The organism is Clostridioides sp. ES-S-0010-02, assembly GCA_020641055.1.
Classification (GTDB): domain Bacteria; phylum Bacillota; class Clostridia; order Peptostreptococcales; family Peptostreptococcaceae; genus Clostridioides.
This window is the reverse complement of record CP067345.1, coordinates 3,127,091-3,142,747: the sequence shown is the minus strand read 5'-3', so window position 1 is coordinate 3,142,747 and position 15,657 is coordinate 3,127,091. Positions and strand designations below refer to the sequence as shown.

The 15,657-nt window shown below is 28.3% G+C and carries 15 protein-coding genes; all 15 read left to right on the top strand.

What is annotated here, in order from left to right; genetic code table 11:
- The first annotated feature begins 173 nt into the window (after window positions 1-173).
- Window positions 174-1,295 carry a hypothetical protein gene (locus JJC01_14660; GenBank protein UDN57407.1) on the top strand — a complete coding sequence of 374 codons (1,122 nt, stop codon included), beginning with the start codon at window positions 174-176 and terminating at the stop codon, window positions 1,293-1,295.
- A 17-nt stretch (window positions 1,296-1,312) separates the two neighbouring features.
- Window positions 1,313-2,188, top strand: coding sequence for a copper transporter (locus JJC01_14655; protein ID UDN57406.1), 876 nt, complete (start codon window positions 1,313-1,315; stop codon window positions 2,186-2,188).
- A 23-nt stretch (window positions 2,189-2,211) separates the two neighbouring features.
- On the top strand, window positions 2,212-2,904 hold the full coding sequence (locus tag JJC01_14650; protein ID UDN57405.1) for a glycosyltransferase family 2 protein: 693 nt from the start codon (window positions 2,212-2,214) through the stop codon (window positions 2,902-2,904).
- 7 nt (window positions 2,905-2,911) lie between these two features.
- The gene (locus JJC01_14645; protein ID UDN57404.1) at window positions 2,912-3,736 is read left to right on the top strand and encodes a glycosyl transferase; all 825 of its coding nucleotides are present in this window, start codon (window positions 2,912-2,914) and stop codon (window positions 3,734-3,736) included.
- A gap of 4 nt (window positions 3,737-3,740) precedes the next feature.
- Window positions 3,741-4,808 (top strand): DUF3866 family protein, encoded by a 1,068-nt coding sequence (locus JJC01_14640; GenBank protein UDN57403.1) that lies wholly within the window; start codon window positions 3,741-3,743, stop codon window positions 4,806-4,808.
- 1 nt (window position 4,809) lies between these two features.
- Window positions 4,810-5,346, top strand: coding sequence for an NUDIX hydrolase (locus JJC01_14635; GenBank protein ID UDN57402.1), 537 nt, complete (start codon window positions 4,810-4,812; stop codon window positions 5,344-5,346).
- A 68-nt stretch (window positions 5,347-5,414) separates the two neighbouring features.
- Complete coding sequence (locus tag JJC01_14630; GenBank protein ID UDN57401.1) at window positions 5,415-6,020, top strand: stage II sporulation protein M; 606 nt, start codon at window positions 5,415-5,417, stop codon at window positions 6,018-6,020.
- 11 nt (window positions 6,021-6,031) lie between these two features.
- Entirely contained in the window at window positions 6,032-6,946 is a 915-nt protein-coding gene (locus JJC01_14625) for a tyrosine-type recombinase/integrase (GenBank protein UDN57400.1), read from the top strand.
- Between the two features lie 41 nt (window positions 6,947-6,987).
- On the top strand, window positions 6,988-8,160 hold the full coding sequence (locus JJC01_14620) for a phosphopentomutase (protein ID UDN57399.1): 1,173 nt from the start codon (window positions 6,988-6,990) through the stop codon (window positions 8,158-8,160).
- Window positions 8,161-8,228: 68 nt separating this feature from the next.
- Entirely contained in the window at window positions 8,229-9,041 is an 813-nt protein-coding gene (locus tag JJC01_14615; GenBank protein UDN57398.1) for a purine-nucleoside phosphorylase, read from the top strand.
- 178 nt (window positions 9,042-9,219) lie between these two features.
- Window positions 9,220-10,545: a pyrimidine-nucleoside phosphorylase gene (locus JJC01_14610; GenBank protein ID UDN57397.1), complete on the top strand. Its 1,326-nt coding sequence runs from the start codon at window positions 9,220-9,222 to the stop codon at window positions 10,543-10,545.
- 216 nt (window positions 10,546-10,761) lie between these two features.
- Window positions 10,762-11,841: an endolytic transglycosylase MltG gene (gene mltG, locus JJC01_14605; protein ID UDN57396.1), complete on the top strand. Its 1,080-nt coding sequence runs from the start codon at window positions 10,762-10,764 to the stop codon at window positions 11,839-11,841.
- A gap of 171 nt (window positions 11,842-12,012) precedes the next feature.
- Entirely contained in the window at window positions 12,013-12,687 is a 675-nt protein-coding gene (locus JJC01_14600; GenBank protein UDN57395.1) for an O-methyltransferase, read from the top strand.
- Entirely contained in the window at window positions 12,674-13,921 is a 1,248-nt protein-coding gene (locus tag JJC01_14595; GenBank protein UDN57394.1) for a U32 family peptidase, read from the top strand. The genes JJC01_14600 and JJC01_14595 overlap by 14 nt, the downstream gene beginning before the upstream one ends.
- 71 nt (window positions 13,922-13,992) lie before the next feature.
- Window positions 13,993-15,657 (top strand): penicillin-binding protein 2, encoded by a 1,665-nt coding sequence (locus JJC01_14590; GenBank protein ID UDN57393.1) that lies wholly within the window; start codon window positions 13,993-13,995, stop codon window positions 15,655-15,657.

Below are 15,657 nucleotides of genomic sequence, written 5' to 3'. Positions count from 1 at the left end.
AACAAGTCGAAACATTAATTTTTAAAGTATATTACAAAAAGTATTAAATAAAAAAATCATAAAATATAGTGTTATAATGATTAAAGATGTAAGACCAACTTAAAACATTTATTTTATTCTTAAGTAATGCTATAATATAATGTGATTTTAATAATGATAGTGGAGGTTTAAAAATGAGAGTCGAGGCCCCTATAAAAGTAGATCGAAAAACTAAAAAGCTTGCTAAAAGAGTTGAAAGTGGGGAAATAGCAGTTATAAATCATATAGACATAGATGAAGTTGCTGCAAACTCTTTGGTAGAAGCCAAAATAAAACTTGTCATAAATGCGGTTCCTTCTATAAGTGGTAGATATCCTAATAAAGGTCCAGGAATATTGACTGAGAATAATATCTTGATAATTGATAATATTGGAGAAGAATTATTTGAAGAATTAAAAGAAGGACAGACTATAGAAGTTATAGATGGAAAGATATATAGAGAAGGAGAGTTTTTAGGTGCAGGTGAAGTTTTAGATAAGTATGAAGTTTCGTATCAAATAAAGGCTGCTTATGAAAACTTAGCCGTAGAATTAGATAGATTTATAGACAATACTATAGATTATGCTAAAAAAGAAAAAGGATTTATACTTGGTGAAGTAGAAATTCCAAAAGTACAAACTAATTATGCAAATAAGCATGTATTAATAGTTGTAAGAGGTCAGGACTATAAAGAGGATTTAAGTACAATGCTTTCATACATAGAAGAGGTAAAACCTGTTCTAGTTGGTGTTGATGGAGGCGCAGATGCTTTAATTGAGTTTGGATATACTCCAGATGTAATTGTGGGAGATATGGATAGTGTAAGCGATGAAGCTTTAAAAAAAGCTAGTGAAATAGTAGTACATGCTTATACAGATGGTAGAGCACCAGGTCTTAAGAGAGTTCAAGAACTAGGTTTGGATGCAGTTGTATTTCCTGCACCAGGAACTAGTGAAGATATAGCTATGCTTATTGCGTATGAGTATAAAGCAGAGTTAATAGTAGCAGTGGGGACACATTCAAATATGATTGATTTCCTTGAAAAAGGAAGAAAGGGAATGGCAAGTACTTTTCTAGTTAGACTAAAGATAGGTTCTAAGCTTATAGATGCTAAAGGAGTTAACTTGTTATATAGAAGTAAGCTAAAGATAAAGTACATATGGGCGTTAATAGCAACAGCATTATTTCCTGTGTTGGTAGTTGCATCATTGTCACCAGGAGTTCAACAATTTATACAGTTAATGCAATTGAAATTTAAGGTACTATTACAGATGTAAATTTTAGGAGGATAAATATGCATATTAATATGAAATATTATATAGTCACTATTGGGGCTATATTTATAGCTTTGGGTATAGGCATGTTAGTAGGATTTAATTTAAATAATAATCAACAATTAAGCGAGCAGCAAGCAAATATAATAAATGACTTGGATGATAAATTTAATATTTTAAAAGAAAAAAATGATAAACTTGATGTAGATTTAGCAAAGGTAAATAAAGATTATGAAGAAGCAATTAATTTTATAAATAAAAATGTGGACAAGGTTTTAATTGGTTCATTAAGTGGAAAAAGTATAGGAATAATATCAGCTAATGAAAATGATGATTATACAAAAAATATAGAAGATATAATAAACAAATCTAATGGTAGTGTTGCATTTAACATAGTGTTAAAAGAAAATATAACAAATCCAGAAAAATTAAAAGAAATCTCAAGTAAATTAGGTACAGAAATTAAAAATACAAATGATGCAGTTAATTATATAATTGATACCTTGAAAAAGGAAGATGCAAGTGACATTTTGACATATCTTCAAGAACTAGATGTAATAAAATTTAACTCTATTGGTGACACATATCTAAAATATGAATCTGTTGTAATAGCTGGTGGAAATGATGCAAAAGATAATACAAAACAATTTGACAAAATAGAAAAATTTGTAGTTTCAAAAATAAAATCAGAAAATAAATATTTAGTAGAAGTTCAAAATACAGGAGTTAAAACTTCTTATGTAGAATTATATTCTAAAAATAAAGTTGCAACTATAGATAATATTGATGAAGGTGTAGGAAGTGTATCTCTAGCTATGCTTTTACAACAAGGTAATATAGTTGGTAATTTTGGTAGATTAGATACTGCAACTTCATTGTTGCCATCTATAAAATAGAAATAATTTTAAGGAGAGAAAAAATGGATTCTTATATAAGTATAATAATACCAGCTTATAATGAAGAAAGTAGAATAAACTATACATTAGAAAGTATAGTTGGAATTAAAGAAATAAATGAAATAGTAGTTGTAGATGATGGTTCAACAGATAATACTGCTAAGGTTGTATCTGAATTAAAGAATGAAAAAATTAAATTTTTTAAGTTAGATAAAAACAGAGGTAAAGGATATGCTTTAAACTATGGGCTTAAAGTATCAATGAAAAGCGCAAATATTATAGGATTTTTGGATGGAGATCTAGGTAATTCAGCTAAAGAAATTGAAAAATTAATTGTACCAATATTAAATGGTGAAGCTGATGTTACTATAGCAAAGTTTCCTCCTGCAAAGAAAAAAGGAGGTCTGGGATTTGTAAAAGGTTTAGCTAAAAATTCTGTTTTTGAGATGACAGGAGTTGAACTAGATGCAACTCTGTCAGGTCAAAGAATATTTAAAAGAGAAGTTTTAGAAAAATTTGATGAAATACCTTTTGGATATGGTGTTGAAGTTGGAATGACGATTGATATACTAAAGTATGGTTTTAAAATTAAAGAAGTATTAGTAAACATGACTCATAATGAAACTGGCAGAAATTTAAAAGGATTTATTCATAGAGGCAAGCAGTATTATCATATAAAAAAGGTTTTAGGACAAAAAAAGAAAGAATGGAGGTAGTATCTTAGTGAAAGATTATATACTTTATACCATTTTATTATTAACAGGATTATTTGGAACCTATGCTGCAATACCACTATTTAAAAATTTATTGATAAATGGAAATATACTTAGACCAAACTACAAAAAAGATATGATACCAGTAAGTATGGGAATTGTATTTTTACCTATGCTTGTGATTAATGGAATAATACTTGCATTTTTTACTACAGAATATAGAGATTTAGCATATATATTTATGTTTATGTTTGGTATGATATCCATGTTTTTTGCAGGAATACTAGACGATATTATTGGAAATAGAAATGTAAGTGGTCTAAAAGGTCACTTTAAAAGTTTATTTAAAGGAAGTCTTACAACTGGAGGCTTTAAGGCGTTGTTTGGTGGATTTGTAGGACTTATAGTTTCTGTGTCTATATCAAAAGACATAATAGATATAATAGTAAATACATTAATAATAGCTCTATCAACCAATTTAATGAATCTTTTAGATTTAAGACCAGGAAGAGCAATAAAAGCATATTTATTTATAATGGTGATTGTATTTTTAACATTGACAGGATTTGTTCAAGTTCTTCCACTGCTTATAGTTCCAAATGTACTTGCATACTTTAATTATGATTTAAAGGCAAGAGCAATGATGGGAGATACTGGTTCAAATGTTCTTGGAATGTCTATTGGAATTCTAATTTCTTTTGGATATCCATTTAATATCAGACTGGGATGGTTAATATTTGTAGTTATTATGCATATATTTACCGAAAAATACTCATTGACTAAAATAATAGAAAAAAATAAATTATTAAATTTTATAGATAAGTTGGGAAGGTAGCATTATGATAAGCAAAAGAGTGGGGATTGTTGAGTCAATTGTAAGTCAAACTGAAACGTTGGATGATATAAGAGTAAATATAAATGGAGAAATACAAAGAGCATACAATTATCCAAAACTGTCTGGAGTAGTAGATATAGGGGATGAAGTAGTTTTAAATACAACAGCAGTAGAACTAAGTCTAGGAACTGGTGGATACCATTTTGTAATAACTAATTTAAACAATTTGGAATCTAGTTTAATTGAAGGTGGTCATATAATGAAACTTAGATATACACCACTTCAAATAAAGGTAGACGCTGTTGAGGAACAAGAAAGCATTTATCATGATAAATTTGATGATTTTACAGAGTTAGAAGGCCTTCCTGTTGTAGTAGGAACTCTTCATAGTATGTTAACTCCATTTGTAGCTTCATTTAAAAGAAATAACCCTAATAAGAAACTAGTATATATAATGACTGATGGAGCATCTCTTCCAATTTATTTAAGTAAAAATGTAGATACTTTAAAAGAAAAAAAATTAATAGATAGTACAATAACTATAGGAAATGCATTTGGGGGAGACTATGAGTGTATAAATATATACACTGCATTGATTACAGCAAAAGAAATATTAAAAGCCGATGTAGTATTTGTAAGTATGGGACCAGGAATTGCTGGTACAGGTACTAAATATGGATTTACAGGAATTGAACAAGGTCCAATTCTTGATGCTGTAATAAAGCTTGGAGGACAAGCAATAGCAATTCCAAGAATTAGTTTTGCTGACAAACGAGAAAGGCATCAAGGTATTTCACATCACAGTATGACTGTATTTGAAGAAATTGTAAATGTAAATATAGATATACCAATAACTATATATGATGATGAAAAATTAAAATTTATAAAAGAACAAGTTAAAACTAGTGGTTTAGATAAAAAGCATAATATAATTTATATAGATAATAATAAAACGAAAGAGGATTTAGACTATTTTAATCTAAAAGTAAAAAGTATGGGAAGAAATTATGAGCAAGATGAGGCATTTTTCAAAGCTGCAAGTACAGCAGCATATTACTTAATGGAGGTTTAAGATGGTATTAGAAGAAAAAACTATTAGTAGTGATAGAGTTTATACAGGTAAGGTAATTACTTTAAAGGTCGATACTGTTGAAATTCCAGGACAAGGATATCAAAAGAGGGAATTAGTAGAAGTTGGTGGTGCAGTAGGAATAGTTGCAATTACAGATGATAATAAAGTTGTATTAGTGAAGCAATTTAGAAAACCTATAGAAAAACCAATTTTTGAAATTCCAGCTGGTAAGCTAGAAAAAAATGAAAGTCCTAAAGAATGTGCTGAGAGGGAGCTAAAAGAAGAAACTGGTTATAGTGCAAAAAATATTAAGCTAATACATAAATTTTTCACTTCAGCAGGTTTTTCTAATGAGATAATGTTTGTATATTTGGCAACAGGTCTTACTCCAGGAGAAAATAATCTAGATGCAGATGAATTTTTAGATGTTTACGAAGTTGAACTTGAAGAAGCCTATAATATGGTATTAAAAAATGATGTTGAAGATGCAAAAACTTCTATTGGATTATTATTAGTAAAAGATATGTTTAAAAATTAATATTTATAAAAATGAATAACCCCTTGTCCTACAGCATATTATTTTATAAAGGACAAGGGGGAATAAAATTGAGAAAAACATATAGAAAAAATGATTTTAGAGAATTAAATAGACAAATAATTATTATAGGATTGTTGTTTATGATGTCTATTGTTATTGGGTCCTATATAAATAAAATATTACCAGGTTCTAATGATAATATATTAAACAATATAAATCCTGCTGTAGAGTATTATAATCTGAATATAAATGTAAAAGATACCGTTCTACAAAATTTAAAGTCAGATACAATCTTTATGGGCTCGATAGCTCTATTAAGTCTATTTGTAGTAACAATTCCAGCAGTATTAGTAATTTTTGTATTAAAGGGAATGTCAATTGGATATACAATAAATAGTTTTATATTGGCATTAAAATTTAAGAGTGCAAAAATGATTTTGATAATATTATTTAAAAATTTGATTATTATTCCATGTGCAATCATATTAACATTAATTAGTTTAAGCTATTTTAAAGAGATGGTTTATGAATTTAAAAAGAAAAATAGAAGAAATATGCAGTTTTTAATTAAGAGGTACATACTAAATATTATAATTATAATAGCACTATCATTGGGGTTGCAATTAATATTAAATACTGTAAGTATTGGTATTATTAAGTTCCTAGTTAAATAAAGGAGTTTATAATGGATATTATAGAGGGATATATAGATTACATAAAAGATAAAAAAAAATTATCAGAGAACACAGTGGCATCATACTTTATGGATATAAAAAAATATATGGAATATATAAATCAAAAAAGCATTAAACTAGTAGATATAGTAGAAAATGATATTATAAGTTATTTAATAAAGTTGGAAAAAGATAATGTATCAATAGCTACAATAGCAAGGATGATATCATCTATAAAATCTTTTCATGATTATTTATTTTTAAATCATGTATGTACAAATAATCCTGCAAAGGATATAAAAAAACCTAAGGTAAAAAAAGAAAATATAAATATACTTACAGAAGAAGAAATTGAAAGATTATTAAATTTTCCTAAGTTAACAACACCTAAATTAATTAGGGACAAGGCTATTTTTGAAGTATTATATGGTACAGGTATAAAAGTATCAGAGCTAGTAGATATGAATGTAGACGATGTTGACTTGGATATTGACTATATATATTGTAGTTCATGCTGTAAAAGCCAAAGAGTGATACCTCTTTGTGATATTACAAAACTTTATTTAGATAAATATTTAAAAGAAGCAAGACCTAAAATAGCTGTAGAAGGTGAAAAGTCATTATTTGTAAGTTCATTAGGACAAAGATTCACACGACAAGGTCTTTGGAAAGTTATAAAAAAATATTCTAATTTAGCTAATATAGATAAAAACATAAATCCTACAATGCTTAGACATTCATTTGCTATTCATCTTTTGAATGAAGGTGCTAACATTGCTGTTGTAAGTAAAATCTTAGGAAATGTTAATTTGTCTAGTTTACAAGTATATTTAAACCACATAGATAAAAACGTGAGAAGAGAAATAAAAGAAAAACATCCTAGAAATGATATTGATATAGAGTTACAAAAAGTAGAAGCTAAATAGACTATATAGCAAATTTTATAATTTAAAAGGAGCATATTTATATGAGCAGAGTAATTTGGATTGTAATTGATAGTGTTGGAATAGGAGCATTACCTGATGCTGAAAATTTTGGAGACAGTAAGGATGTAAGTACTCTTGGAAATATATTTAAAGAATATCCAGAAATACAAATTCCTAATATGAGAAAATTAGGTATAGGAAATATAGATGGTGTAGATTTTTTTGAAGATGAAAAAGAGCCAATAGGATGCTTTGGAAAATGTAAAGAAATGTCTCAAGGAAAAGATACTACTACTGGTCACTGGGAAATGACTGGGATAATAGTTGATAAACCTTTTAAAACATTTGAACATGGATTTTCAAAAGAAATTATAGAAGAGTTTGAGAAAAAAACTGGAAGAAAAGTAGTAGGAAATAAGCCAGCTTCAGGGACTGTGATAATTGATGAATATGGAGAACATCAAATAAAAACTGGAGATGTAATAGTATATACTTCAGCTGATAGTGTATTTCAAATAGCAGCTAATGAAGAGGTGATTCCACTAGAAGAGTTGTATAGTATGTGTAAAATAGCTAGAGAAATAATGATGGGTGATAATGCAGTGGCTAGAGTAATTGCCAGACCATTTATAGGTAAAAAAACAGGTGAATTTGTTAGAACTTCAAATAGAAGAGATTATTCACTGGACCCATTTGAACCAACTGTACTTGATAATATAAAAGAATCAGGTCTTGAAGTATTAGCTGTTGGAAAAATAGAAGATATTTTTAATGGTAAAGGAATTACAGAAGCTATTCATACTAAAAGTAATATGGATGGAGTAGATGAAACTTTAAAATATATGAAACAAGATAATAAAGGCTTGATATATTCAAACCTTGTTGATTTTGATTCAAAATATGGTCATAGAAGAGACCCAGAAGGATATAAGAAAGCACTTGAAGAGTTTGATAATAGGCTTCCTGAGATAATGAGCAATATGAGGGAAGATGATATTCTTATAATTAATGCAGACCATGGAAATGACCCAACATATAAAGGTACAGACCATACAAGAGAATATATTCCAGTAATGATTTATGGTAGTAAGATTAAAAAAGGATTTAATTTAGGAATAAAAGATACTTTTGCTGATATTGGAGCAACTGTTGCAGATATATTGGATGTAAAACTGTCTAAACATGGAACGAGTTTTAAAAAAGATTTATTTTAAATATTAAATAGAAGATAAATATATAAGCTAATAAAAATTATCTTAATAGAATGAATGGAGGGATTGGAATGTTTGAAAAGATAGAACAAAGTAGTAAATTTATAAATTCTAAAATTAATATAAAGCCTAAAGTTGGTCTAATATTAGGTTCTGGGCTTGGTGATTTAGCAAATGATATAGAAGATTCTGTCATAATTAAATATAGCGAAATTCCAAATTTCCCTGTTTCAACAGTAGAAGGACATGCTGGGCAACTTGTTATTGGAAAGCTTGCAGGAAAAGAAGTAATTGCTATGCAAGGAAGATTTCATTACTATGAAGGTTATTCTCAAAAAGAAGCCACTTTTCCAGTTAGAGTTATGAAAGCTCTTGGAGTCGAAATTATTGTAGTAACTAATGCTGCTGGTGGTGTAAATAAGCAATTTAAACCAGGGGATTTGATGATTATAAGAGACCATATAAATTTTAGTGGTAGTAATCCATTAGTAGGAAAAAATGATGATAGACTTGGAGATAGATTTCCAGATATGTCAGATGCATATTCATGTAAATATATAGATATAGTTAAAGAGTGTGCTAAAGAATACAATATAGATGTAAAAGAAGGTGTATATATGTTCTTTAGTGGACCCAATTATGAAACACCAGCAGAAGTAAGAATGGCTCAAATATTGGGGGCTGATGCAGTTGGAATGTCAACAGTTCCAGAAGTTATAGTAGCAGCACATTCTAATATTGATGTTATTGGTATATCTTGTATAACTAATATGGCTGCTGGTATCTTAAATCAACCATTAAGTCATGAAGAAGTTATACAAACTACTCAAAAAGTCAAATCAGAGTTTTTGAACTTAGTTAAGAGTACAGTTAAGAATTTATAGAGGATTTAAGTAAATTTATTATAAAATAGATAATGTACAATTTGAAAATAATTAATAAGGAGCTGTCTTGATATAGAAAAGTATTTCTAATAAGAGACAGTTTTTTATAATATTATAATATATAAATATGTTTATAAATTTATTTACATTATTACAGGTTAGAATGGAGATTTCAAGTATGAGAATGTATGATATTATAAAAAAAAAGAGAGATAATTTAGAACTTAGCAAAGAAGAGATAAATTACTTTATAGAAAACTATTCTAAAGGAGATATACCTGACTATCAAGCTTCTGCACTATTAATGTCTATTTATTTAAATAAGATGAATAGACAAGAAACTGTATATCTTACAGAGGCAATGATGCACTCTGGTGATATGATAGAGCTTTCAGATATCGAGGGTATAAAAGTAGATAAACACAGTACAGGTGGTGTCGGAGATAAGACTACAATAGCTCTTATTCCTTTAGTTGCTTCATGTGGAGCACCAGTTGCAAAAATGTCTGGAAGAGGTCTCGGACATACTGGAGGAACTATTGATAAATTGGAAGCTATACCAGGTTTTTCTACAGAAATGGATATAAATAAATTTATTGATTCTGTAAACAAGCATAAAATAGCAGTTTGTGGTCAAAGTGCAAAGGTAGCAATTGCAGATAAAAAAATCTATGCTCTTAGGGATGTTACAGCAACTGTAGACAATATATCATTGATAGCATCTAGTGTAATGTCTAAAAAGCTAGCTTCCGGAGCTGATGCAATCGTATTAGATGTGAAAACTGGAAATGGGGCATTTATGAAGACTTTAGAGGAGTCTTTTGAATTGGCAAAAGCTATGGTTGATATAGGTGTTGGTATGAATAAAGATACCATAGGAATTGTGACAGATATGGATGAACCTCTAGGCTTTGCTGTTGGGAACTCTTTAGAGGTTATAGAAGCAATTGAAACCTTAAAAGGAAATGGACCAAAAGACCTTGTTGAATTATGTGAAGTTTTAGGAGCATATATGCTGGTTTTAGCAAAAGTTGCATGTAACTTTAATGATGGTATTGAAAAGATACAAGAATCAATAAAATCTGGTAGAGCTATAGATAAACTTAAAGAGTTCATAGAAAATCAAGGTGGAAATAAAGATATAGTTGATGATTATTCTCTATTTAAAGAATCAAAGTATAAGTATCCAATCAAATCAGATAAATCTGGGTATATAAGTAAGATTAAGGCAGAAGATATAGGCATATCAGCTATGATTCTTGGAGCTGGTAGAGAAACTAAAGATGATATTTTAGATTTATCAGCAGGAATAATTTTAGAAAAAAAAGTTGGAGATTATGTAAAAAAGGGTGAAGTTTTAGCACATATGCACTATGATGATGAGAAAAAACTTACATTAGCAAAGGATAGATTCGTCAATTCATATTCTATTGTAGATGAAGAAATAGAAAAAAATAAATTAGTATATGGTATTGTAACTAAAGATGAAATTAAAAAATTTTAGAAAAAGTGATTATAAAAAGCCTAACATGTTAAAAATAGTGTTAGGTTTTTTATTTTTTTGAAAAGTTTGAGAAGTATTAAATATATAATAATAAAAATATATTTTAAAGTATTTTTTTATAATATAAATAAGTTTATTCGACAAGATGATTGAAAATTACAGTGCTTAGTTTTATAATAGAAAATGGACAAATATACATAAGGAGTAGATTATATTATGAATTTTAAAAAAAATAGATTGAAAATAGTAGCATTAATAGTTGTTATTTTAATTGTTGTGGTAGGTATATTTGTGTCTATGCAAATAGGTCCTTATGACAAAAATAACAAAGAAGATGTAATTATTGACATTCCAAGTGGAGCATCAGTTGGAAAAATATCTGACACACTATATGAAAATAAATTAATAAAAAATGAATTATTGTTTAAATTGATAGTAAAAATAAGTAATAAGGCACCATCTATAAAATCAGGAACATATTTACTTAATCAATCGTATTCAAATAATGATATAATAAGCCTTTTAGCTTCAGGAAAAATATATCATGATGGTGTAAAAGTAACTATTCCAGAAGGGTCTACATCTAAAGAAATTATATCAATATTAGTAAATAAAAACTTAGGAGATAAAACTACCTTTGAAAATCTAATAAAAAAACCTCAAGAGTTTTATGACAAGTTTACATTCTTAAAAGAAGATGGAATAACTTCTTTAGAGGGATTTTTGTATCCAGAAACATATTATTTTAATTCAAAGAAACAATCAGAGGAAGATATTTTAAATGAAATGTTAAACGTATTTGATAGTAAATATACAGACAAATTTAAAAAGAAACAAAAAGAATCAAAGATGACTCTTCAAGAAGTAATGGAGATGGCTTCAATAATTGAAAAAGAAGCTGTACTTGATAAAGATAGACCAATAATTGCAAGTGTATTTTACAATAGACTTAAAGTAGGTATGCCTCTTCAATCAGATGCAACAATACAATATATATTTGAAGAAAGAAAGAAAATTGTAACTTATAATGATTTAAAAATTGATTCACCATATAATAGTTACAAAAATAAAGGATTACCTCCTACACCAATATCAAATCCTGGTATAAAATCTATTGAGGCAGCACTTTATCCAGATAAAACAGATTACTTGTATTTTGTAGCAAAGATTGATGGAGGAAATAACTATAGTACAAACTATCAAGACCATTTAAAATATGTTAAAGAGTACAAGGAAGCGAGAGATAAACAAGGTAAAGATACAAAAACAACAAATAATGAAAATACCACAAAATAAACAATGATTATAAAAAGTCTAACAGGGTAAGAATAATGTTGGGCTTTTTTATTGAAAATTGTTATTCTTAGATTTATAATAAAGAAAGTGTAAATATACAGAGCAATATGAATTTAAAAAATAATAAATTAAGACAAAATTTTGATGTTTATTATTTTAGGGAGTGTTTTTATGAGTAATATAGTTAATGACTTGGTTGAAGATTATATAAGAGTAACATTAAAAGAAAAAGAAGGACTTTTAAAAGATTTGGAAATTTATGCTGAAGAAAATAGTGTTCCTATAATACACAAAGAAGTTTCAGACTTGTTAAAAGTTTTATTAAAGATTCAAAAGCCGAAAAGAGTTTTAGAAGTAGGATGTGCAATTGGTTATTCTTCTATTTTCTTTGCAACAATCATAGGAAAAGGTGCAGATATAATAACTGTTGAAAGAAGCGAAAAAATGATAGAAAAAGCAAAAGAAAATATAAAATTAGCTGGATTTGAAAATAACATAACTATACTAGAAGGAGATGCAGAAGAAAAATTGAGTCAAATCCAAGGTGAATTTGACCTTATATTTATAGATGCAGCAAAAGGTCAATACAAGCTATTTTTTGATTTAGTTATAGATAAGCTAAAAGATGGTGGACTATTAGTTTCTGATAATATTTTATATAAAGGAATGGTTGCACATGATGATTTTGTTGTAAGAAGAAAGAAAACCATAGTAAAAAGAATGAGAAATTATTTAGATTATATATGTAATTGTGATTATTTGAGTACATCATTGATACCAATCGGAGATGGTGTGGCATTAAGTTATAAAGAAAGTAAAAGAGGTGACGTAGATGGAATTAAATAAAGTTGAACTTTTAGCTCCAGCAGGTGATTTGGAGAGATTAAAAATAGCTATAACATATGGAGCAGACGCTGTCTATATAGGTGGAGAAATCTTTGGAATGAGGTCTGCTGCAAAAAACTTTAGTAAAGAAGATATGGCAGAAGGTGTAGCTTTTGCACATGAGAGAGGGAAGAAAGTCTTTGTAACAGTAAATATAATACCTCACAATGAAGATTTCCTACAATTAGAAGCTTATTTATTGGAGTTAGAAGAGATAGGAATAGATGCAGTTATAATAGCTGACCCAGGTGTTCTTAGTGTAATTAAAAAAGTAATTCCAAATATGGAAATACATTTAAGTACACAAGCAAATACAACTAATTATCTTAGTGCCAATTTTTGGTATGAACATGGAATAAAAAGAGTTGTAGTGGCAAGAGAATTATCATTTGATGAAATATCTGAAATAAGAGCTAAAACACCTTTAGATATGGATATAGAAGCTTTTATGCATGGAGCTATGTGTATCTCTTACTCAGGAAGATGTTTGATAAGTAATTATATGACTGGAAGAGATGCAAACAAAGGTTCTTGTGCTCAATCTTGCAGATGGCAATATCATTTAGTTGAAGAAAAAAGACCTGGTGAATATTTCCCTATATATGAGGATGAAAGAGGTACATTCTTTTTTAACTCAAAAGATTTGTGTATGATAGAATACATACCAGAATTAATTAAATCTGGTATAACAAGCTTAAAAATAGAAGGAAGAATGAAGACATCGTATTACGTAGCAACAGTTGTAAGAGCATATAGAATGGCAATAGATGAATTTTATAAGGACCCTGAGAACTGGAAATTTAATCCTATGTGGATGGAAGAGTTGAAGAAAGGGAGTCATAGACATTTCACATCAGGTTTTTACTTGAATAAGCCAACAACAGAAGACCAAAATTATCAATCAGCATCATATGTTAGAAACTATGATTTTATAGGTATAGTTAGAGAGACAGAGGATGAAAATGGGCTTATTGTAGTTGAACAGAGAAATAAAATGTGTGTTGGTGATGAAATAGAAGTTATGGGACCTTATAAAGAAACTATGTTTACTAAAATAGAAAAAATGTACAACGAAGAAGGAGAGCCTATAGAATCAGCTCCTCACCCTAGACAGATAGTTAAGTTAAAACTATCTGTAAAAGTTGAGAAAGATTATATGCTTAGAAAAGTTATAGAAGAAAAAGTTGAAGAGTAATAAAAATTTAATAAAAATAGTATTAGCCCCTTAGAAATTGTCAATAATGAAATTATCTAAGGGGTGATTTCATGTCAAAAAAAAAGACTCCATTTTTTAAAAAAGTGGGAAAGAGAAGCTGGTATATATTTACTATAATTTTAATAATTTATAGTGGTTTAATATATAGGCTAGTTGATATACAGGTATTAAAAGGTGATAAGTACAAAAAAAATGTTGAATCTCAGAGTGTTGAGAAAGTAGAGTTAAATAGTGGACGAGGCATAATTTATGATAGAAATAATAAGAAACTTACAGATACAAGTAAAGTTCAGATTTTAGTTGTTGAGAAAGAAAAATTAAATAACAACTATAAAATACTGGAACTTGTTAAGAAGGCTACGAAGATGGATGATTTGGAAATATATAAAATTATACAAGAACAATTGGCACATCCTATAATACAAATTCAGACCGAAAATATTGATAAGAGCATGAAAAAACAACTTGAGAAGAATGGTATAATGTTAGAAGAAAAGACTATGCGATATTCACAGGATGGTTTATTATCACATACAATAGGTTATATAAAAGATGATGATAAATCAGGTCAATTGGGGATAGAAAAAAGTATGGATAGTGTGCTTAGAAACTCAAATGAAAAATATATAAGTGCCTTTAAAGCAGGAGATGCGGGAAACGAAAAATCTCTAAATATTTTAAAGGGAAGTGTAAAAACAATTGATGAAAAAGATAAAGATAAACATTTAAAAACTACTATTGATTATGATATTCAAAAAAATTTAGAGCAAATACTAAATAAAGAAGAAAATCCAACAGCAGCAGTGATTTCAGACGTATCTACAGGTGAAATTCTTGCTATGTGTTCTAGACCTAATTTTGACCAAAATAACATAGCAAAGAGTTTAAAGAGTAAAAATGGAGAATTTGAGAATAGAGTCATAAAATCGACATATCCGCCAGGTTCTGTGTTTAAGATGGTAGTGCTATTTTCTGCGCTTGAAAATGGAGTTGTAGATGAGAATTATACCTATAATTGCAAAGGTAAAACTAAAGTTGGAAATAGTAATGAAATATTGCGATGCAATAAACTAGATGGACATGGTCTTCAATCCTTACAGCAAACTTTTTCTAATTCATGTAATCCAGCATTTTTAGATATAGCAATGAAAGTTGGTAAAGAGAAGATATTAAAATCTGCTGAAAAATTACATTTATTTGAAAAGGTTGATATTGGTCTTGATGAAGAACGAATTAGAGAAGCTCCAAAAAATATATCAATACGTAATTTAGCTATAGGTCAAGAAAATATAGAATTTACACCACTCCAAATAAATCAAATGACCCAGATAATAGCTAATAATGGAACATTTGAACCATTATATTTATATAAAAGTCTTGTAAATAATGATATGGAGACAGTAAAAACCTATAAGTCTTCAAAAAAAGAAGAAATTATTTCTCCTTATGTATGCACACAAGTAAAAGAAATTATGAAATCTGTTTCTAAAGTTGGAACAGCTAAAGTCCTAAAGGATTTAGAAGGAGGATGTGGGGTAAAAACTGGTACAGCTCAAAGTAGTCTGAATAAAAAGCCAATAGATCATGGTTGGATAACTGGATTTTATCCAGAGAAAAGACCTAAGTATGTAATAACTGTGCTAGTAGAAGGAACTCAAAAGGAAAGTAAATCAGCAATACCTATATTTAAAGAAATATGTGAAAGTATAAAATAA

Coding starts and splice junctions, on each gene's coding strand:
- JJC01_14660 (UDN57407.1), top strand. CDS start 174: ATGAGAGTCGAGGCCCCTATAAAAGTAGATCGAAAAACTAAAAAGCTT.
- JJC01_14655 (UDN57406.1), top strand. CDS start 1,313: ATGCATATTAATATGAAATATTATATAGTCACTATTGGGGCTATATTT.
- JJC01_14650 (UDN57405.1), top strand. CDS start 2,212: ATGGATTCTTATATAAGTATAATAATACCAGCTTATAATGAAGAAAGT.
- JJC01_14640 (UDN57403.1), top strand. CDS start 3,741: ATGATAAGCAAAAGAGTGGGGATTGTTGAGTCAATTGTAAGTCAAACT.
- JJC01_14635 (UDN57402.1), top strand. CDS start 4,810: ATGGTATTAGAAGAAAAAACTATTAGTAGTGATAGAGTTTATACAGGT.
- JJC01_14625 (UDN57400.1), top strand. CDS start 6,032: ATGGATATTATAGAGGGATATATAGATTACATAAAAGATAAAAAAAAA.
- JJC01_14620 (UDN57399.1), top strand. CDS start 6,988: ATGAGCAGAGTAATTTGGATTGTAATTGATAGTGTTGGAATAGGAGCA.
- JJC01_14615 (UDN57398.1), top strand. CDS start 8,229: ATGTTTGAAAAGATAGAACAAAGTAGTAAATTTATAAATTCTAAAATT.
- JJC01_14610 (UDN57397.1), top strand. CDS start 9,220: ATGAGAATGTATGATATTATAAAAAAAAAGAGAGATAATTTAGAACTT.
- mltG (UDN57396.1), top strand. CDS start 10,762: ATGAATTTTAAAAAAAATAGATTGAAAATAGTAGCATTAATAGTTGTT.
- JJC01_14600 (UDN57395.1), top strand. CDS start 12,013: ATGAGTAATATAGTTAATGACTTGGTTGAAGATTATATAAGAGTAACA.
- JJC01_14595 (UDN57394.1), top strand. CDS start 12,674: ATGGAATTAAATAAAGTTGAACTTTTAGCTCCAGCAGGTGATTTGGAG.
- JJC01_14590 (UDN57393.1), top strand. CDS start 13,993: ATGTCAAAAAAAAAGACTCCATTTTTTAAAAAAGTGGGAAAGAGAAGC.